Consider the following 18459-nt stretch of genomic DNA (forward strand, 5'->3'; position numbering starts at 1 on the left):
TCAACCGCGCGCAATCTTCGGGACATTTGCGAACTCTGCGGTGTCGCCAAAGATCTGATGAGCCTGGCTTGCCGTCAGAACGTTTTCTTCTTCGACGACGTCCCGCAAATTCCTCTTCTCGACCAGCGCCTTTTTGGACAGATATGCCGCTTTGCTATATCCGATCACGTTCGCCAGTGGCGTGGCAAGAACGAGGGATTGGTCGAGCAACATCTTGCAACGATCAACGTCTACTTCGATGCCATCGATGCAGCGCTCCTTTAAGATCACCATGCCTTTGGTCAGCATGCGCATCGATTGCAGGATATTCAAAACGATGACAGGCTCCATGGCGTTCAGCTGCAGCTGCCCGGCACTTGCGGCGAGCGTCACCGTCAGATCATTGCCAATGACCTGGAAGCTGATCTGGTTCATCATCTCCGGTATGACGGGATTGACCTTGCCCGGCATGATTGAGGAGCCGGCTTGGACCGCTGGCAAGCGGATTTCACCCACGCCGCCGCGGGGACCGCTGCCCAAGAGCCGAAGGTCGTTGCAAATCTTGGTCAACTTGACGGCAATGCGCTTCAGCACGCCTGAAAAAGAGACAAACCCGCCCGTGTCCGATGTTGCTTCGATGAAGTTGCGGGCCGGGATCAGTTGGTAACCGGATATCTGAGAAAGGTGAATACATACGGTCCGCGCGAAGCCGGAAGGAACGTTGATTGCCGTGCCGATCGCTGAACCACCAAGATTGATCTCTCGAAGCAGCTTCGATGCGGACCGAACCTGAACGATATCCTCATCGATGAGTTCGGCGACCGCTTCGAATTCCTGGCCAGCTGTCATGGGTACGGCGTCTTGCAACTGTGTCCGACCAACTTTTAGAGTGCTTGCATATTGTAGGGCCTTGGCTCGGAAAGCATCGCGCAGTGCCATCGCAGCAGCAATAAGACCCTCGCACGCCCGCAAGATCGTCAAGCGGATTGCGGTCGGGTAGACGTCGTTTGTCGATTGAGACAGATTGACGTCGTCATTGGGGTGAAGTTTGGAATAATCGCCAACGTGCTCACCCATTTTCAAGAGAGCGAGGTTTGTCAGAACCTCGTTGACGTTCATATTCGTGGAGGTGCCGGCCCCTCCTTGCATCATGTCGATGGGGAAGTTTTCATCGATATTATTGAGTTTGATAAGTTCGTCGCACCCTTGCAAAATCGCATCGGCCTTTTTAGCAGAAAGAAGCCCAAGGTCCATGTTCGCAAGAGCGGCGGCCTTTTTCACCATCGCCATCGACTGGATGAGCTCGGGAAAGTGCCTCAAGCGCAATCCAGATACGTCAAAGTTTAGTTCCGCCCGCCGTGTATGGACGCCATAAAGGACGTCTCGCGGAATAGCGACGGGCCCGATCAGGTCTGACTCGATACGTTCAGCAAGCATCATCCTATCCATCATACCAGGATCCCCGCATGAGACATGGCGCTGTCAATCTCTTGCTGGACGGAAGGACTGATCGTAGTGAGCGGCAGCCGCAGATCACCGCGTATGCGTCCGAGACGCTGCAAGGCATATTTCGGACCAGCCGGGTTGGTTTCGAGGAAGAGCGCCCGGTGCAGCGGCATCAATCGGTCCTGCAACGTCAAAGCGGCGGCAAAGTCGCCGTTCAGGCAGGCCTGTTGGAAGTCAGCGCAGAGCCCCGGTGCAACATTCGCCGTCACCGAGATGCAGCCGTGTCCTCCATGCGCCATATAGCCAAGCGCCGTGCCATCTTCACCTGTCAAAAGATTGAACTCTTCCCCGCAGGCAATACGCTCGAGGGATGGCCGCAAAAGGTTACCGGTTGCATCTTTTACGCCCTTCACGTTCGGGCAATCGTCGAAAATCCGCGCCAGCGTTTCGACCTGGACATCGATGACGCTTCGGCCTGGAATGTTGTAGACGATGATTGGAACGCTAGCCGCGGCATCAATCGCCTTGAAGTGCTGATAGATTCCTTCTTGGGTCGGCTTGTTGTAATAGGGCGAGACAATCAGCACTCCGTCGGCGCCGGCATTTTGCGCATGGCGAACGAAGTCGATTGCTTCCGCCGTGCTGTTTGATCCTGCGCCCGCGATCACGGGCACACGGCCGTTTGCGGTTTCGATCGTGATTTTGACCACATGCTTATGCTCATCATGGCTCAGCGTCGGACTTTCCCCCGTGGTTCCGCAGGGAACAAGACCAAAGGATCCTTCTTCGATCTGCCACTCGATGAGGTCGCGCAGCGCGACCTCATCGATATGACCATCAGCAAACGGCGTGACGAGCGCGGTGATAGAACCCTTGAACATTGAAACACTCCTAAGTGCGCTGATGGAATTGAGCTTGGCCTGTGCCGTCAGGTCTTCAGGCGGTTGATGCACACGACCTTCGGCTGCGTCATGTCCTCATAGGCAAACCGGACGCCCTCGCGGCCCATGCTGCCATATTTGAACCCGCCAAACGGCATCGCATCGAAACGGTAATCGGAGGAGTCGTTGATCATAATGCCTCCGGCCTCGATCCTGCTCGCCGCCTCGAGAGCCTCTTCCAGATCATTTGTAAATATGCCGGCGTGAAGGCTGTATTCGGGGCTGTTTGCCAAATCAATCGCAGCGGTGAGTTCATCGAAGGGCTGAAGAATGACGATTGGCGCGAATACTTCCTCGCTCCACACGTCACAGGAAGCCGGAACCTTCTCCAGCACCGTTGGCGGGTAAAGGTTGCCGGACGGCTTATGACCGCAAAGCAATGTTGCGCCGGCGGCCATCGCCCTGTCGACCATGGCGGCCGCTCTGCCTACCGCGATTTCGGAAATCATCGGGCCCACATCGGTGTCTGTGCTCAAGGGATTGCCGGTCTTCAGCTTCTTGGTGTCCTCGACAAACTTCGCCTTGAACTGCTCATAAATGGGTCCCTGGATAAGTATCCTCTGCGTGCCAATGCAGTTCTGGCCGGCGGCCCAATAGGCTCCAGACACGCAGCTCTCGACAGCAGCATCGAAGTTGCAATTTTCCATGACGATAACGGGAGCATTGCCGCCAAGGTCCATTGCAAGCTTCTTGAGGCCTGCCGTCTTGGCAATTGCCTCGCCAGTGGCAAAGCCCCCCGTGAAAGAGATCATGCGAACATCCCTGGCTGAGACAAGAGCTTTTCCAAGCTCCGGGCCACCAATCGCGACCGTTATAATTTCTTCGGGTAGACCACTCGCGACCAGAAACTCGACGAGCTTGATTGCGGAGAGCGGTGTAAGCTCGGACGGCTTCAAAAGCACTGCATTGCCGCCGGCAATTGCTGGACCAAGTTTGTGGGCAACCAGGTTGAGGGGATCGTTGTAGGGCGTGATGGCAGCAATGATGCCCAGCGGTTCTCTCGTGTACCACCCTTGGCGGGACTGCGAACCTGCGAAGGCATCGAAAGGGATGACTTCGCCTGCATTGCGTTTGGCCTCATCGGCAGAGAGCTTCAGCGTATTGACGCACCGCGTTGTCTCTTTGCGTGCCTGCGTAATCGTTTTGCCCGCCTCTTTGACGATCAGAAGCGCAAACTCTTCCCGGGCGGCCTCGACGGCTGCAGCAGCCTTCTCGAGGATCGCCGAACGCCGGTGACGGGGCAGGGTTCTGGCAATTTGCGCACCGCGTCTTGCTTGTTCCAGGAGCGCGCCTATGTTTGCAGAACTAGTCTCCATCACTGTTCCGACCAGCGTACCGTCGAACGGGCTGGTGACGGCAATTTCTTCAAGGACAGCCGTTTGGGTGAGTGCAAGGTTTTGCATCATGCAGCCTCCTTAGCGATGGGAGAAGTGCCCGCGGAATGAATGGCGACGATGTCGGAAAGAAGTGCATAGGCGGTTTCAATCCTCCCGGCGCCAGGGCCGGTGATCGTCACGGCGCCCAGCAGTTCGGTGTCGAGCGACACTGCATTGGTGGCACCGTTGACGCCTGCCAGCGGATGGCCGAGGCCAAGCCGTTTGGGGGAAACACTGCCGGTCACGCTGCCGTCGTCATTGCGGACCGCAGCCCCGATGAGCTTCCAGCGGCTGTTTGCTTTGGCGGCTTCCTGGATGTCGGAAGGCGAAAGGCCGGAGATGCCCTTGCAGCTTACATCCTCAGGCTTGAGATTTGCGCCAAGCAGCTCGTTTGCCAGGATCACGACCTTCAGACGAACGTCGAAACCTTCCACATCTGCGGTCGGGTCGGCTTCAGCGTAACCGAGTTCCTGTGCTTCCTTAACGGCGGACGCGAAATCCAGGCCGCTTTCCATGCGACCGAGGACGAAGTTGGATGTGCCGTTGAGGATCCCCTCGAAGCCCTTCAATTCGGCGCCGGCAAGGGTTTTTTCCGCCATGCGAATAACGGGCGTGCCGCTCATCACGGCGCCTTCGTATTCGAAGCGCACACCCTTGGTTTTTGCCAGCGCCTTGAGCGCCGGGGCAGCGATGGCGACAGGGCCCTTGTTGGTGGTGACCACGTGTTTGCCGGTCTCAAGCGCCCAGCGGCAATGCGAGACAGCGGGTTCGCCGTCCTTAGGATTGGTGAAGGTTGCCTCGACGACAATGTCTGCTGGAGCCGTCTTGACGATGGTCTCGTTGTCTGCTTCAGCACTTCCACCCGAAAGCTGTCCAAAGCCACCCTTTTCGAACTTCGCGTCGACCAGGGTCCTCGCATCAAGACCGTTCGGCGAAACGACCGAACCGAGATAAAGGTCGCTCACAGCGACAATATTCAGGCGGAAGCCAAGCTCGCGCTCCCAGAGCTGGTTTTTCGTGGCGATGAGTTCGGCCAAGGCGCGATTGACGCCGCCAAATCCGATCAAAGCGATATTGTAAATTGTCATAACGATCCTCCGTGATGTCTATGGGGTAATCATGGGATGCGAAACGCTCGGCCGGAACGAGGCAAACGAACCAAAGGGCAGCGCACTTTGCTCAATCTGCTGCCGGCTTGGTCAGGTGCTTGAGAGTTTCATCATGAGGATTCCGGACACGATCAAAACGCCGGCTGCCAGACGCATCGGTGATGCCGGCTCTCCAAGGATCGCCATTCCGAGCAGAAAGGAGCCGACGGCACCGATCCCGGTCCAGACCGTATAGGCGGTACCGAGCGGCAGAACCCTCATTGAAAAGGACAGCAGTACGCCGCTGGCAATCATCGCAATGACGGTGATTGCCGACGGGATGAGCAGCGTGAACCCCTCGGATCTCTTCATGTAGAACGCCCAGACGACCTCAAGCAGGCCGGCGATAAGCAGGATTATCCAGTACATAGTACCCTTCCTGGCGGACCTGCGGGTCTGCCGCGCATCAGGCTTTCAGAGGTGACATGAATTGCCCGCCGATGGGCAATTCACATCCAATTCGGTTTGGTCTTTAGTTTCACCCGAACGTCGCATCGAGGGCGGTGGTTATGTCAGCGATCAGATCCTCAGTGTCTTCCAAACCGATCGACAGCCGCAGATGGCCGTACTTTTGGAAGTTCGGTGGATAACGATCGGAACCGCCGCGGCCACTGCCGCCGACATGCACGATCAGGCTTTCGTCATGACCAAGCGAGACGGCCGACGTGATGACCTTGAGATTTGCAACGAACCTGTTCTGCATGTCAGAATCCCCGTCGACTGCAAAAGCCATGACCGCGCCGTAACCCTTGCCAGCGAATTGGCTTTTGGCGAGCGCATGCTGATCATGGCTTTCAAGGCCTGGATAGGTGACATAAGCAACGCGCTTGTCGCCTGCGAGAGACTGGGCGATGACCTCCGCCGAGGAAAACTGCTGCTTCAGCCTCAGAGGCAATGTCACTGAGCCGCGCATGATCAGCCAGGCGTTGAATGGCGAGATTGTGCCGCCCAGATCGACGAGCGCGTCTGCCTTAATGTGCTGGACGAGCGGCTTTGAGCCGATGACCACGCCGCCCATCGCGTCGCCGTGACCATTGATATACTTGGTCAGCGAATGGATGACGAGGTCCGCACCCAAGGCAAGCGGGCGGAAGAACGGGGGAGGGGTGAAGGTCGAATCCACCGACAGCAGCGCGCCTGCTTGTCTTGCAATCGATGCAAGCGTTGCGATATCGGCGACCTTGGTGGTCGGGTTGGCGATGGTTTCTGTGTGGATCAGCCTGGTGTTTGGCCGGACAGCGGCTCTGACGGCATCCATGTTACCCATGTCGACGAAGGTGGCTTCGATATTGTAGCGCTGCGGCAAAAGCTCTGAAAATAGCCGCCAGACCGCCTCATAGGTGACGTCACCGACAATCACATGGTCGCCACTCTTCAAGAAGGTAAAGAACACGGCATGGAGCGCAGCAACGCCGGTTGCGAAGACCGCGGCGTCCTCGCCGCCTTCCATGGCCGCAAGCTTGCGCTGCAAGCAGATCTGGTTGTGACCGGAATTGCGCGTGTAGGAGGGCGTTTGGGTGTCGGACCAGTCCATGGTGGAAGGATCTTCGGGGAGAAGATAGGAGTTCGCCATGACAATCGGCGTGCGGATCGCGCCAGATGTCTTGTCGATCTCGTTGCCGCCATGCACCGAAAGTGTGTTGAAGGAGAGCGTCGACAGCTCGTGTTTGTCTGGTCTGGGCATGATTGATTGACCTTTGTTTCGATGTGTGTGGTTGAGGAGTTTTTACCGACGAACCGGAATGGCGTTTTCCAGCTTTTGGAATCCTTGCGTGATAAGGAAGGTCAGGCTCACATAAAAGACTGTGACGAGGAGGAGAGGCTCGTAGACCAGGAGCGTATCCTGGCGGATCTTGTAAGCAGCGCCATAAAGATCCATTACGGTCACAGAGAATACGATGGGGGTCGCCTTAAGCTGCAGGATAACCTCGCCGGCAAAAGTGGGCAGTCCAATCCGGATCGCTCTTGGCAGCCAGATTCGGCGCAGGATCATCCAACGTGACATGCCGACGGCACGTGCAGCTTCAAGCTCGCCTTTTGGAACCGCTAGCATGGCGCCGCGCAGAATCTCTCCCTGGTAAGCGGCGAAGTTCAGCGTCAACGCAAGTGCAGCAAAGAACAATCCCTCGCGCAGGACCGGCCAAAGAAAGCTGGTCCTCAATCCGGGAATGTGCGGCAGATACGAGCCCAGGCCGTAATAGATGAGCCAGAGCTGGATGAGCAAAGGCGTGCCGCGAAAGAATGTGCAATAGGCTTTGGAAATCCAGCGGGCGATCGAGCCGTTGCCAACCTGAGCAATCGCCAGGAGAATGGCGAGCGCGAACCCCAAGGTGACGGAAACTGCGAGCAGCAGACAGGTGAGAAAGGTGCCGTAGAGCAGCAAATCCTGGTATGCGAAAATCCAGCTGAAATCCATCTCCGCCCTCCTACGCGACTAGTCTTTGGCCGCGTCGGAAGTAGGCTTCGAGCGCAGAAAAGAGCAGATTGGAAACAATTGTAATGACGAGATAAAGCACCGCCGCAGCCAGGAAGAAGACCATATACTGCTTGGTGTTGCTCGCCGCGACCCGGGCAGCAAGAGCGAGTTCCTGATACCCCACGACGGCAATGAGGGCGCTGTCTTTGATGACCGACATCCACAGATTGGCAAAACCTGGTAGCGCATTGGGGATGAGAGCCGGCAAGACGATGCGGTTAAAGCGTAAGCCTGGCCGCATTCCAAAGGCCTTGGCGGCCTCGAGCTGTCCGACAGGGATTGCCAGGATCGCCCCACGCAACACTTCCGTCATATAGGCGCCCTGGACGAAACCCAGGACCGCGATTGCCGCGACCAGGCCGTTGACCTCGACGGGGCCAAGGTCCGCCGAGGCAAGGATTCGGTTCAGACCATCCGTTCCCGCGTAGTAAAGCGAAACGATGAGAATGAGCTCCGGCACCGCCCGAACGATCGTCGTATAGGCGTCGAGAGCGTGTTTCAGCGGAGGAAAGCCGCTCAACTTGCCGAGGGCGCCAAAAAGCCCCAGCACTATTCCGAACAGATAGGCGCCAAACGAGATATACAGGGTCGCCAACGCCCCGGTGACCAGTACGCCGCCCCAACCGGGTGGGGCGATCGACAACATTTCTAGAACTGAACTTGAGGAACTCATGGGAGACCTTCCAATACAGGCAGGCAGATTTGCCCCAAACATATGGGGACAAACCTGCCATGCCGTTGGGCTCAATAGGGGTCGTAATCGAAGTACTTCTTGCTGAATTCGGCGTACGTGCCGTTGGCCCGTACGGCCTTGATCGCGCCGTTCAGCTTTCGCTTGAGTTCGTCGTCGCTCTTGCGGATACCACCGCCGACGCCAGCGCCAAGAATCGCATCGTCGGCCTCGACGCTGCCTTTATATTCGCAGCATTCCTTGCCGAGGTCCGTCTTCAGAAGCTCCTTCAGTGGCCCTGTGTCGGCAAAGATGTAATCGATGCGCCCTGATGCGAGGTCCTGGAAAGATTCATCGACAGTCGCATAGCTTTTCTCCGTCGCAATGTTGGCGAAGTGTTTTTTGAAGTAGGCAGACTGTGTCGTGGACACGGCAATGCCGACCGTCTTTCCCTTCAGCTGTTCAGCGGTTACGCCTTCTACGCCGTCCTTGGCGCCGATCATGCCAGCCAGGGCGGAATAATATTTGTCGGTGAAACCGATGCGCTTTTTGCGCTCCTCGGTGATTGACATCGAAGACCAGATCACATCGATCTTCTTGCTTTCCAGAGCGGGGATCAGGCCGTCCCAGGCAACGTCAACGATCGTGCACTTTTCCTTCAATTCTTCGCAGACCGCATCCATCAGATCGATCTCCCAGCCGATGGCTTTCCCGGAGGCGTCCTTCGTCGTGTATGGCGCATAGGCTTCATTGACGACACCGAAGCGGATTTCCGCCTGAGCGCTCGTCGACAGCATGATCGCTGCGACAGCCAGAGCTTTTCCCAAATGTTTCATTTTGAGGTTCCCTTTTTTCTGTTGGGATGGTGGTGGTTTAATGCGAACCGGCTGCAACAAACTCCCTGCAGCGTGCGCTGGTGGATGCACCAAAAACCTGGGAGGGAGGACCGACTTCCTCGACCTGTCCCCGATGCAAAAACATCACGCGGGTGGAAACGTCGCGTGCGAACTTCATCTCGTGGGTGACCATCACCATGGTGCGGCCTTCCTCGGCCAGCCCGCGGATGACCTTCAGCACCTCGCCGACAAGTTCCGGATCGAGCGCCGAGGTCGGCTCATCGAACAGCATCACCGCTGGATCGACGCACAGCGCGCGGGCAATCGAGGCGCGCTGCTGCTGGCCGCCGGAGAGGAAGGCCGGATAAGCGTCTTTCTTTTCGTAGAGGCCAACTTTGGCCAGCAGCGCCTCGGCCTTTTCGATCGCTGCTTTCCGATTGATACCGAGCACATGCACTGGGGCTTCAATGACATTTTGGACAATGGTCATGTGCGGCCAGAGATTGAAGCTTTGGAAGACCATGCCGAGACCGCTTCGGAGCCTTTCAATCTGCCGCCAGTTGGCGGGGTGGCATTTGCCGTCCCGTCCCTTGCGGAAAACCACATCCTCGCCGTTGATTTGGAAGGTCCCCTGATCGGGAATTTCGAGGAAGTTGATGCAGCGTAGGAACGTGCTTTTTCCAGAACCCGAAGATCCTATAATCGAGACGACGTCGCCTTTTGCGGCGGAAAGGGAAATCCCCTTCAGCACCTCGTGAGTGCCGTAGCTTTTATGAACGTCGCTGACGACCAAAGCGGGCGTAGAGTTCTCGGTGCGCATTTAACCTCCATTGACTTGTGACGGCTGCCTGCTCTTCCGCAGGCAAAGCTCCGCCGTCGCCGCGGCGCCGCGGCGAAATTATTTCACGGCTGGTCAGTGGAACGCGCTGTTCGCAAGGGGCCGCTCATGCGGCGTCACGAAGGAGTACGTTCCTCAACTGACCTTTCTGTCGGGATTGGTCGCCGGCGTGTTAGCCGGCGAGGATTTTTTGTCTGTAGACCTCACACCCTGGCGCCAGCTGCCTTAGACCGCTGACCAGCATGTTGCCCGCCTCCTCGAGCGCCTCCTCCGGCATCGTTGCCAGGCTTTCCAAAATGAACCACATCCGGCCGTCCAAAGTCTCCAGCCGCGTGCGCGTGCCCTGCCGCCAATTCCAGCGGCGGCATGTGACGCCGACATCGTCGCGCCAGATGACCTCTCCCTTGGCGGGATTCTCGACAATTGCCTCCCCATTCGCCAAAGTGTCGAAGGGTTCCGTTCCTTCGGCAACCGACAAACGCGGCTTGCCGACATATGCATCGAAGTTTTCGCCTCCGACTGGTATTGCGAAGCGCAGGCTGACTGCATTGTAAAGGTCAACGACGGGGTTGACCGATGGAATACGACCATCCTTCTCCACCCGCTTTTTCAAGGCCTGGGCAGAACATGGCGTCCGGTTCGGTTTTGCTCCAAATCGGGTATAGGCTTGCGCCCAATCGGCCAGATGTGCATCACTCCAGACGGGGCCCCCTGCGCGGACGAAATCGCACGCCTCCTCCAACACGTTGCGAGCCATGGTGCGCCGTGCGCCATCTTTGACATCGACAAGAATGCTGAGCGCGCGAAATTCAGGAGCAATCCCTACAATTTCTTTGTCGATGACCGGAAAATCCAACATGCCCTCTAGCTCCCATTGACCAATTTAGTCTATAATACCGACCATGGAAAAGAAAGTCAATATATCGACCGAAACGGTCGCTGACGTTGAACGCGTCAGCGCGACTGTGTCCCAAAACCTCAAAATGTTCAGGAAGGAGAACGGCCTGACACTCGATGAACTGTCCCGAAAATCCGGCGTCAGCAAAGGCATGCTTGTCGAGATCGAGAAGGGGAGTGCCAATCCGAGCATTGCAACGCTTTGCAGAGCAGCTACCGCACTAGGTGTCTCGGTAGCAGACTTCGTTGGAGTGGCGGCCAGCGTTCCAATCCGTATTGTCCCGCCCGAGGACGCCTCCACCTTGTGGCGGGGACCAAAAGGAGGAAGCGCAATCCTGCTGGTAGGAACACATGGACCCGACGAGATCGAGCTTTGGCGATGGACGCTGTTTCCCGGCGAGGTCTTCGAATCGCCCGGGCATTCGCCAGGAACACTCGAACTGCTCAACGTGGAAACCGGCGAACTGACCCTGAAATTGACAGATAGCGAACACCTCGTTCAAGCGGGTTCGTCTGTGTTGGCCCGTACTGAAGACAAGCATGCCTACCTGAACCGTGGCAAAAAAGAACTCCGGTTTGTTATGGCAGTCGCGGAGCTTCAGCGACCTCGCGTAAGAGCGGGTTTGTAGCGACCAACGCTTCTGCCCGGATTCCTGACGGGAGCACTCGTTGGCTGGATGAGCACGCAACGTCGGCAGAATGCGTTTCGCCTTCTGCTAAACCGACCATCATGGGCTTGCGGTCGAATGAATGCTCACACCAATGCACGCTAACTGGATCAGTGCTGCCGGCCGGTTCGCAAATACCGGTGGAACAAAAATCGATTGGTTTGGTCCACCGATGAGGGGTAAGTCCATGCAAGATCGTAAAGAGACAGATGTGGCGGATGCTGAGTTCGACGATCTTGGATGCTCGACGCGTGCAATCCATCAACCGGCTCACCTGTCCCGGAACCATGATGTTCCCGCGTCCAAGAAAAGCAGCGGCGCCGACAACGACCACCAGTCTGCTACGGACATGCTCGAGAAAACGTTGGCTCGGCTTGAAGGAGCGCAAGCCGGCCTGGTGCTCTCATCGGGGTTGGCCGCCTTCAATATGCTTGCCGTGTCACTTCTCTCCAAAGGTGAAGAGATGATCGTCCATAGACCCGTCTGTACCGAAACGGCTGCTTTGATGGAGAACACGCTCTCACGGGCTGGCATCATAATGATTCCCGTAGATCTGTCGCTTCCGGCAAATATCCACCGTTCGGTGACGCCTAAAACACGTCTCATATATTTTGAAACCCCGACGAACCCTCTCGGCGATATTCTCGACATCGCGGCAATCGCAAAATGCGGTCGCTCATGGGGGGTCAAGATTGCTGTCGACAGCACATTCGCTTCGCCGGCCTTGCAGCGCCCGATTGAGCACGGAGCCGACATCGTCCTGCAGTCGCTGACCAAATACATCAACGGTCACGGCGATACACTCGGTGGTGCCCTGTTGGGCGAAAACGCAATCGTTCAAAAGCTGAGGGAAACCAGCCTTCGCTCTCCCCAAGCGGCGATTTCCCCGCAGGCCTCGTTCCTCATCCTGCGTGGTCTGAGGACACTTGCACTGCGGATGGACCGGCATAGTTCCGCCGCCCATGCGATCGCTCTGACATTGGAGGCCCATCCCGCGGTGGCGTGGGTGAGATATCCATATCTTCAATCTCATCCAAACTACTCGATTGCTCGCAGGCAGATGTCTGGAGGCTCTGGAATGTTGGCCTTCGGCCTCCGTGCGGGCAGAGACGGTGCCTGTGCGATGATCGCCAGACTGCGGCTTATAAGTTCGGGCGTCAATCTTGCAGAGGTCGGCAGCCTCATTTGCCATTCGGCCCGCCTAACCAGCGCCCGTCACCTGTCTCTTGCAAGAAGCGGCCTTTGTGACCCGCTTGGAGATGATGTCATCCGCTGCTCTGTCGGCCTGGAGGATGCCGAGGACCTCATCGAAGATATCCTGCAGGCTCTGGATTTCGGCTGAGTATTTTGTCTTGCCCGCCAAACGCGAGCAAAAGAAGCTTCATTCCGGCAGGACATGCTCGCTGCTGAACACGGGACGACTTCCTTGGAGATAATGCTATTCGGCGCCCGGCTCCTTGAGGAGGCGATAGAGGTGCGCACGGCTGATGCCGAGCAGTTCGGCCGCGCGGCTTCTGTTGCCTTGCGTTTGTTTGAGAGCGGCGCGAATCTCTGCATCCGTCTGGGATCTTAATCTATGTTTAAGTGGCGTTGTTGGGTCTGGCTGAGCTTGGGTGGAGGAACGTTCTAGGACAGAAATGGAAAGCGTGCCGGTCACAATCATCCGCGTCAGCGCGTTTTCCAGCTCACGCACGTTTCCCGGCCAGGAGTATCCGAGCAACAGTTTGCGATCTTGGGCCGTCAAGTTTGGCGTGGGTTTTCCGACCCGGCCGGCAATGCGAGCAAGCAAGCACTCGGCCAGGTATGGGATATCTTTCCTGTCTCGCAGGGGAGGGACATTGATCGGCAGAACATTCAAGCGGTGATAAAGGTCCTCGCGAAAGCGGCCCACCCTCACCAGCTCAAGAAGATGCTTGTTAGTCGCACAGACGATCCCCAAGTCGACGCTGACCGGATTGGTGCCGCCGACGCGGACGAGTTCGTTCATCTGCAGAACGCGCAGCAAACTGCCCTGAAGCGCGAGCGGCATGTCGCCGATCTCGTCCAGGAATAGCACACCGCCTGCGGCAAGCTCGAACTTGCCGGGTTTGCCCTGGCTGCGAGCACCCGTGAAAGCACCACCTTCGTAACCGAAGAGTTCAGCTTCAATGAGCTCGCTGGGAATGGAAGCGCAGTTAACCCACACAAAGGGTCCATTACGCCTGTCCGACAGTGCATGAAGCGCATGCGCGGCCAGTTCCTTGCCCGCGCCGGTCTCGCCACAAATCATCACAGGCAACTCATACGCAGCGGCCACCTTGATGGCGTCACGATAGGAATCCATCAACTCACCCGTGCCGATGATGTCATTTAGGCTGAACTTCGATTGCCACGCTCTGGGACGTTGCGGAATGGCGAGTTCCGCTTTCGATATGCGGCTGTAGGTCTTCTTCAAGGCATCGTAGTCGGAAAACAGGGCAAGGCCAACAGCGCCGATGATCTTGTCGTCCCGGTGCACCGGAACTTGCTTCGTCACCAGTTTATGGCCACGCACCTCGAGCGGATAACCGACATGAGTGCCGATCCCGCGTGCAACGAAATGGAGCCTAGTCTGCGGCCCAACCACGTCGGTTATGTGACGCCCTAAGAAGTCATCGGCTTCACCGCCCAGCAGTCGGCAGTAGGGCTCATTGATCAGGACAATTGTCCCTGCTGTATCGACGGCAACAAGGCAGTCTGAGACGTGATCGAGCACGAGGCGGAGAAACCCGGCTTCTTCCGACGAACCTGCGAACCACTCCGGAAGCGTCATCTCAGCCTGACCTGGTTGGAGCCCGATGAATTGCGTTACCGGCACTCTATCGGCAAATCGTCTCCTAAGCGAGACAAGATATGTCTCCATTAGGTGACGATGTCCGCAAGAGGCTGACGTGCACGTGTTTTCCGAGGCACCAGGTGTCTTCGAAATTTGCACATGTTTCCAAGTAGTTAATCAATGTATTCGTCGAAAAGCTGCGAACTGGCCCGGCCCTTGCGATGTTATCGATGTAAAAACCTAAAAGGGGAGCAGAAATAATGCATATAGAAACTATGATAATCGGCGATACGGTTGTCCATGTGTCGGGCGCCGGTTCGCCGCTTGTGTTCGTGCACGGGTTCACGACCACCGCTGAATTTTGGCGGGAACAAGTTGATGCATTCTCGTCCCGTTACAGGGTCATCCGCATCAATCTTCCAGGACACGGTTTATCGCCACGACCAGACGGACGCAGCTACACGATCCCGGCGTTTGCCAATGACATCCTGGCGGTCTATCGCGCACTCGAAATCGACGAGGCTATCCTCGTCGGTCTCTCGATGGGGGGAACGGTGGCGCAAAGCTTTACGCTTTCCCACCCCGAGCGTGTCCGCGCGCTCGTCCTGGTCGGGGCCACACCCCACGGACTTGGAGTGGATGTCAACGTCGACAATGTGCTCAAGGCAATTGATGACCTCGGCGTTGTCCAGGCGAGCCAGACCGTCATCGAGCGGTCGTTCGGCAGTGCGGCAAACCGAGCGCTCGTCGAATTTGCCAGACAAGAGGTTGCACAAACGCCGGCTTTCGTGGCGCGCGAGGCGATTGCCTCGCTCAATGCCTCGGATAGCCGGGCCGATCTTCACGACATCGGCGTCCCCACGCTTGTCGTGGTCGGGAATGAGGACATCATCACGCCGCCTGGCGAATCCGTTATTCTCGCAGAGGGGATTCCGGAAAGCCGCCTTGAGGTTATAGCGGACGCGGGTCATTTCCCGATGCTCGAGCAGCCTGAGGCCTTCAACCATGTCCTCGAGAGCTTTCTTAAGGATTGCGATCGTCGCTTTTCTCGGTCGAGTGGCGCGGGCCTCTCGCGCCAAGCCGTTTGAGTGGGAGGTTCACATGTCTGTTCAAGAGATGACTTCAAAGGTCACACCAAAAGCGCACGATTTGGACCGCAACACGAAACGGACCGTTTTTGCGGCCGCGCTCGGAACCGTTTTCGAATGGTATGACTTCTTTATCTACGGCTCCCTTGCCGCCTTCTTCAGTACTTTGTTCTTCCCGAAGGGTAATGAAACCGCCGCTTTGCTCGCGGCCTTGGCGACGTTCGGCGCAGGCTTCGTCCTTCGACCCTTTGGTGCAATCGTTTTTGGCAGACTCGGTGACCTTGTCGGCCGGAAGAAAACCTTCCTTGTGACCATGCTGGTCATGGGCCTCGCCACCGCCGCAATTGGCCTCTTGCCCACGTACGAGTCCATCGGGTGGGCAGCCCCCGCCCTGCTTGTGGGACTGCGCCTGCTGCAGGGTCTGGCGGTTGGCGGCGAGTTCGGTGGTGCGGTCACTTACGTTGCGGAACATTCCGACCCGGACCAGCGAGGTCTCACGACGAGCTGGATCCAGATCACCGCGACACTTGGCTTATTCTTGTCGCTGATCGTGATCGTTCTTTGCCGGTCCTCGCTGTCGGCGGAAGATTTTGCGAGTTGGGGATGGCGGATACCCTTCGTAGGCTCGATACTGCTTTTGATCCTGTCGCTCTACATTCGCCTGAAGCTGCATGAGTCGCCGGTCTTTAAGGAAATGAAGGCTCAGGGGAAAGGCTCGAAGAACCCGATCGCCGAGACCTTGGGTGACCGCAAGAACCTGCGCCTCGTGCTGGTGGCGATCTTCGGCGTCGTCGCGGGGCAGGCGGTCATCTGGTACACGGGCCATTTCTATAGCCTGTATTTCATGACGACCATCCTCAAGATGACCCAGGATCAGGCGAACTTCTATATGCTCATCGCGCTTACGCTCGGCACGCCGTTCTTCCTGTTCTTCGGCTGGCTTTCCGACAGGATTGGACGAAAGTGGATCGTCGTGACGGGATGCGCTTTGTCGGCCCTGCTGATCATGCCGCTTTTCCAAGTGCTGGCGACCTATGGCAATCCTGCGCTGACGGAATTCCGCGCCAAAACCTCCGTGGTATTGTCGGGCAATGATTGCAGCCATGATCAATCGTTTATCGGGCAATTGTTCAGGCCGCAGGCGACGACGGAATGCCAGAAAGCGAAGGCCCTGCTGACGGCGCGTGCCGTTCCCTACACCGTGAAAGTTGACGGCGAGCCTCTCCGAATCCAGCTCAATAGCGGCGAGCCGAAATCGCTGAATGAGGGCGCGCTCGTTGCCGCCCTGACTGAAGTGGGGATGCCGACGGCAAATGCGCCAGTCCAGCCGAATGGCCCCATGGTTGTCCTCGTCCTCTTTGCCTTGGTTTTCCTGGCAACGATGGTGTACGGACCGCTCGGGGCGCTTCTGGTCGAACTCTTTCCCGTTCGTATACGCTACAGCGGTGTTTCGGTCGCCCTGCAACTTGGTAATGGATGGATCGGTGGATTTGCCCCTTTTGTGGCAACGGCAGTTGTGCTTACGACAGGAAATATCTTCGGCGGCCTCTGGTACACAGTTGCCTTCGCCGGTTTGACGGCGGTGATTGGTGCGCTTCTTCTGCCGGAGACGCGCGGACGCGATCTGAACACATAAGTTTGCTGAAGCGCACCGCATACGGGAATGGCCGTGGATCACAGTTCCCGCGTTCAGTTTGCTTCAGAGCCCCATCGAAAAATCCGGGCGCTTGCCCGGATTTTTCTGTCACGGGGCGGGTAGACGGCGCGAGGGAACCTGTGGAAACCTCGTTGTCGTGGCGAAGGCCACCACTTGTGAGGTTTGCAAATCCGGCAATGATCGTCGTGGGCTCGCCCAGGACGGCTGTAGCATGGTCGGTATTCTCGTGCCGGAGAAGAGATGGCGCTGAGCTGCACGTCGGAATTCTACTTCATGAATCCTACGACAACGTCCTGCTTTTAAGCCACTTCGCAAAAGTAGTGGGCTCACTTCAATACGATTGCACGTTGCGCTTTTAGAAGTTGGCTACAAAAAAAACACAGACTGCCTGTTATTTAAGCATGCAGCTTATTTAAGCAGCGCCCGCTATAGAATGTGAAATTTTGGCGGATTCTGCTATCATTTTGGCCGGAAATGCACACATGGCACTATTGCGCACCCGGCTGGTTTTACCTGTAATGCGGTTCAAGCAAGCGTAGCGGCTCGCCACTAATAGTATCTGTAAATCGAAAATTGGCTCAGATCGAACCCGCTTTGCGCGGAACGGCGAAGCTATGCCAGCACGGAGTAAGCAGCAATGTCGAAGTTGAAAACGACGATCCTGACGGGTTTTTTGGGCGCTGGAAAGACAACCTTGCTGAACCGGATCTTGAGTTTGGGAAGCGCCGAGCGTATCGCCGTCATTGTCAACGAGTATGGTGAGGTCGGGATAGACGGCCAGCTCGTCGTTCAGACAAAAGACGAAATCGTCGAGCTAAACAATGGTTGCATTTGCTGCACGGTCCGTGACGATCTGATCGCCGCGATCCGCAGCCTGCTCGCATCTGGACGACCGATCGACCGGTTCATAATCGAGACGTCAGGGCTCGCCGACCCCGCCCCGATCATACAGTCGTTCATTCTCGATGAAGTGCTATCGGCAAGGCTGGAGCTCGATGCGATTGTGACGGTCGTCGACGCCCGTCACATATCGCGCCAGCTCTCGCAGGAGGAGGCGGTCGAGCAGATCAGTTTCGCTGACGTCCTCCTACTCAACAAGATCGATCTTGAAGACGAATATCGTTTGATCGAAATCGAACGCGACCTCACGAGGCGCAACCCACTGGCCCGGATCATCCGCACAAGTTCCTGCGACGTGGAGGTTGCCGACGTCCTGGGGATCGGCGCCTTCGATCTCAAGAACATTCTGGCGATCGATCCGAACATTTTGGACGAACATGACCACGAGCACGACCAGACGATCGGTTGCGTTGCAATCCGCGACTACGAGGCTCTCGATCTGGCCGCCCTTAACGGTTGGCTGACCCGACTTGTCCAGCAGATCGGCATCGATCTTTTCCGCATGAAGGGTGTGTTGAACTTCGCCGGCGAGGCGCGGCGATACGTCTTCCATGGCGTCCATATGACCCTGGAAGGACGCCCCGGCAAGATCTGGCAGCCCTCGGAGGCTCGCGTCAGCGACATCGTCTTTATCGGGCGTAATCTGGACGAAGGCGGCTTGCGCGAAGGCTTCAGAAGCTGCCTCGCCAACCGGCATGCGCTCGCTTCCTGACCTTCGTTTCGAACATACCCATTGTCCATCAAG

17 protein-coding genes are annotated in these 18459 nt (G+C 57.1%); 5 read left to right on the forward strand and 12 right to left on the reverse strand.

What is annotated here, in order from left to right; genetic code table 11:
• The 11 genes from ACSQ3H_RS30075 to ACSQ3H_RS30125 form a co-directional block, all read right to left on the reverse strand.
• Nucleotides 1-1428, reverse strand: a complete 1428-nt coding sequence (locus ACSQ3H_RS30075) for an aspartate ammonia-lyase (protein ID WP_436120831.1) — start codon at nucleotides 1426-1428, stop codon at nucleotides 1-3.
• Nucleotides 1428-2306 carry a 4-hydroxy-tetrahydrodipicolinate synthase gene (gene dapA / locus ACSQ3H_RS30080; protein ID WP_436120689.1) on the reverse strand — a complete coding sequence of 293 codons (879 nt, stop codon included), beginning with the start codon at nucleotides 2304-2306 and terminating at the stop codon, nucleotides 1428-1430. Before dapA ends, ACSQ3H_RS30075 begins: the two co-directional genes overlap by 1 nt.
• Before the next feature lie 47 nt (nucleotides 2307-2353).
• Nucleotides 2354-3772, reverse strand: a complete 1419-nt coding sequence (locus ACSQ3H_RS30085) for an aldehyde dehydrogenase family protein (RefSeq protein WP_436120690.1) — start codon at nucleotides 3770-3772, stop codon at nucleotides 2354-2356.
• Nucleotides 3769-4830: a homoserine dehydrogenase gene (locus ACSQ3H_RS30090; protein WP_436120691.1), complete on the reverse strand. Its 1062-nt coding sequence runs from the start codon at nucleotides 4828-4830 to the stop codon at nucleotides 3769-3771. The genes ACSQ3H_RS30085 and ACSQ3H_RS30090 overlap by 4 nt, the downstream gene beginning before the upstream one ends.
• Before the next feature lie 111 nt (nucleotides 4831-4941).
• Nucleotides 4942-5259, reverse strand: coding sequence for a DMT family transporter (locus ACSQ3H_RS30095; protein ID WP_436120692.1), 318 nt, complete (start codon nucleotides 5257-5259; stop codon nucleotides 4942-4944).
• A gap of 109 nt (nucleotides 5260-5368) precedes the next feature.
• Nucleotides 5369-6574 (reverse strand): trans-sulfuration enzyme family protein, encoded by a 1206-nt coding sequence (locus ACSQ3H_RS30100; protein ID WP_436120693.1) that lies wholly within the window; start codon nucleotides 6572-6574, stop codon nucleotides 5369-5371.
• Between the two features lie 42 nt (nucleotides 6575-6616).
• Nucleotides 6617-7306, reverse strand: a complete 690-nt coding sequence (locus tag ACSQ3H_RS30105) for an ABC transporter permease (protein ID WP_436120694.1) — start codon at nucleotides 7304-7306, stop codon at nucleotides 6617-6619.
• Between the two features lie 10 nt (nucleotides 7307-7316).
• Nucleotides 7317-8039 (reverse strand): ABC transporter permease, encoded by a 723-nt coding sequence (locus tag ACSQ3H_RS30110; protein ID WP_436120695.1) that lies wholly within the window; start codon nucleotides 8037-8039, stop codon nucleotides 7317-7319.
• 71 nt (nucleotides 8040-8110) lie between these two features.
• Nucleotides 8111-8872: a transporter substrate-binding domain-containing protein gene (locus ACSQ3H_RS30115; RefSeq protein WP_436120696.1), complete on the reverse strand. Its 762-nt coding sequence runs from the start codon at nucleotides 8870-8872 to the stop codon at nucleotides 8111-8113.
• 37 nt (nucleotides 8873-8909) lie between these two features.
• Complete coding sequence (locus ACSQ3H_RS30120; RefSeq protein WP_436120697.1) at nucleotides 8910-9692, reverse strand: ABC transporter ATP-binding protein; 783 nt, start codon at nucleotides 9690-9692, stop codon at nucleotides 8910-8912.
• Between the two features lie 190 nt (nucleotides 9693-9882).
• Nucleotides 9883-10569, reverse strand: coding sequence for a B3/B4 domain-containing protein (locus tag ACSQ3H_RS30125; RefSeq protein WP_436120698.1), 687 nt, complete (start codon nucleotides 10567-10569; stop codon nucleotides 9883-9885).
• A 43-nt stretch (nucleotides 10570-10612) separates the two neighbouring features.
• Here ACSQ3H_RS30125 and ACSQ3H_RS30130 point away from each other — a divergent pair, with 43 nt between their 5' ends.
• Nucleotides 10613-11236 (forward strand): helix-turn-helix domain-containing protein, encoded by a 624-nt coding sequence (locus tag ACSQ3H_RS30130; protein ID WP_436120699.1) that lies wholly within the window; start codon nucleotides 10613-10615, stop codon nucleotides 11234-11236.
• 226 nt (nucleotides 11237-11462) lie between these two features.
• On the forward strand, nucleotides 11463-12617 hold the full coding sequence (locus tag ACSQ3H_RS30135; protein WP_436120700.1) for a trans-sulfuration enzyme family protein: 1155 nt from the start codon (nucleotides 11463-11465) through the stop codon (nucleotides 12615-12617).
• Between the two features lie 96 nt (nucleotides 12618-12713).
• Here ACSQ3H_RS30135 and ACSQ3H_RS30140 read toward each other — a convergent pair whose 3' ends face one another.
• The gene (locus ACSQ3H_RS30140) at nucleotides 12714-14066 is read right to left on the reverse strand and encodes a sigma-54 interaction domain-containing protein (protein WP_436120701.1); all 1353 of its coding nucleotides are present in this window, start codon (nucleotides 14064-14066) and stop codon (nucleotides 12714-12716) included.
• Nucleotides 14067-14329: 263 nt separating this feature from the next.
• Here ACSQ3H_RS30140 and ACSQ3H_RS30145 point away from each other — a divergent pair, with 263 nt between their 5' ends.
• The 3 genes from ACSQ3H_RS30145 to ACSQ3H_RS30155 all read left to right on the forward strand — a co-directional run bounded on the left by ACSQ3H_RS30145 (nucleotide 14330) and on the right by ACSQ3H_RS30155 (nucleotide 18426).
• Nucleotides 14330-15157: an alpha/beta fold hydrolase gene (locus tag ACSQ3H_RS30145; protein WP_436120702.1), complete on the forward strand. Its 828-nt coding sequence runs from the start codon at nucleotides 14330-14332 to the stop codon at nucleotides 15155-15157.
• A 13-nt stretch (nucleotides 15158-15170) separates the two neighbouring features.
• Nucleotides 15171-16793, forward strand: coding sequence for an MFS transporter (locus ACSQ3H_RS30150; RefSeq protein WP_436120703.1), 1623 nt, complete (start codon nucleotides 15171-15173; stop codon nucleotides 16791-16793).
• 658 nt (nucleotides 16794-17451) lie between these two features.
• On the forward strand, nucleotides 17452-18426 hold the full coding sequence (locus ACSQ3H_RS30155; RefSeq protein ID WP_436120704.1) for a CobW family GTP-binding protein: 975 nt from the start codon (nucleotides 17452-17454) through the stop codon (nucleotides 18424-18426).
• Nucleotides 18427-18459 lie beyond the last annotated feature (33 nt).

Origin of the sequence: Phyllobacterium sp. LjRoot231 (genome assembly GCF_964253365.1) — a bacterium.
Classification (GTDB): domain Bacteria; phylum Pseudomonadota; class Alphaproteobacteria; order Rhizobiales; family Rhizobiaceae; genus Phyllobacterium.

Excerpts from the sequence above, each read along its gene's own strand:
- ACSQ3H_RS30075 (WP_436120831.1), bottom strand. The coding sequence starts at position 1,428 with ATGGATAGGATGATGCTTGCTGAACGTATCGAGTCAGACCTGATCGGG.
- dapA (WP_436120689.1), bottom strand. The coding sequence starts at position 2,306 with ATGTTCAAGGGTTCTATCACCGCGCTCGTCACGCCGTTTGCTGATGGT.
- ACSQ3H_RS30085 (WP_436120690.1), bottom strand. The coding sequence starts at position 3,772 with ATGATGCAAAACCTTGCACTCACCCAAACGGCTGTCCTTGAAGAAATT.
- ACSQ3H_RS30090 (WP_436120691.1), bottom strand. The coding sequence starts at position 4,830 with ATGACAATTTACAATATCGCTTTGATCGGATTTGGCGGCGTCAATCGC.
- ACSQ3H_RS30095 (WP_436120692.1), bottom strand. The coding sequence starts at position 5,259 with ATGTACTGGATAATCCTGCTTATCGCCGGCCTGCTTGAGGTCGTCTGG.
- ACSQ3H_RS30100 (WP_436120693.1), bottom strand. The coding sequence starts at position 6,574 with ATGCCCAGACCAGACAAACACGAGCTGTCGACGCTCTCCTTCAACACA.
- ACSQ3H_RS30105 (WP_436120694.1), bottom strand. The coding sequence starts at position 7,306 with ATGGATTTCAGCTGGATTTTCGCATACCAGGATTTGCTGCTCTACGGC.
- ACSQ3H_RS30110 (WP_436120695.1), bottom strand. The coding sequence starts at position 8,039 with ATGAGTTCCTCAAGTTCAGTTCTAGAAATGTTGTCGATCGCCCCACCC.
- ACSQ3H_RS30115 (WP_436120696.1), bottom strand. The coding sequence starts at position 8,872 with ATGAAACATTTGGGAAAAGCTCTGGCTGTCGCAGCGATCATGCTGTCG.
- ACSQ3H_RS30120 (WP_436120697.1), bottom strand. The coding sequence starts at position 9,692 with ATGCGCACCGAGAACTCTACGCCCGCTTTGGTCGTCAGCGACGTTCAT.
- ACSQ3H_RS30125 (WP_436120698.1), bottom strand. The coding sequence starts at position 10,569 with ATGTTGGATTTTCCGGTCATCGACAAAGAAATTGTAGGGATTGCTCCT.
- ACSQ3H_RS30130 (WP_436120699.1), top strand. The coding sequence starts at position 10,613 with ATGGAAAAGAAAGTCAATATATCGACCGAAACGGTCGCTGACGTTGAA.
- ACSQ3H_RS30135 (WP_436120700.1), top strand. The coding sequence starts at position 11,463 with ATGCAAGATCGTAAAGAGACAGATGTGGCGGATGCTGAGTTCGACGAT.
- ACSQ3H_RS30140 (WP_436120701.1), bottom strand. The coding sequence starts at position 14,066 with ATGACGCTTCCGGAGTGGTTCGCAGGTTCGTCGGAAGAAGCCGGGTTT.
- ACSQ3H_RS30145 (WP_436120702.1), top strand. The coding sequence starts at position 14,330 with ATGCATATAGAAACTATGATAATCGGCGATACGGTTGTCCATGTGTCG.
- ACSQ3H_RS30150 (WP_436120703.1), top strand. The coding sequence starts at position 15,171 with ATGTCTGTTCAAGAGATGACTTCAAAGGTCACACCAAAAGCGCACGAT.
- ACSQ3H_RS30155 (WP_436120704.1), top strand. The coding sequence starts at position 17,452 with ATGTCGAAGTTGAAAACGACGATCCTGACGGGTTTTTTGGGCGCTGGA.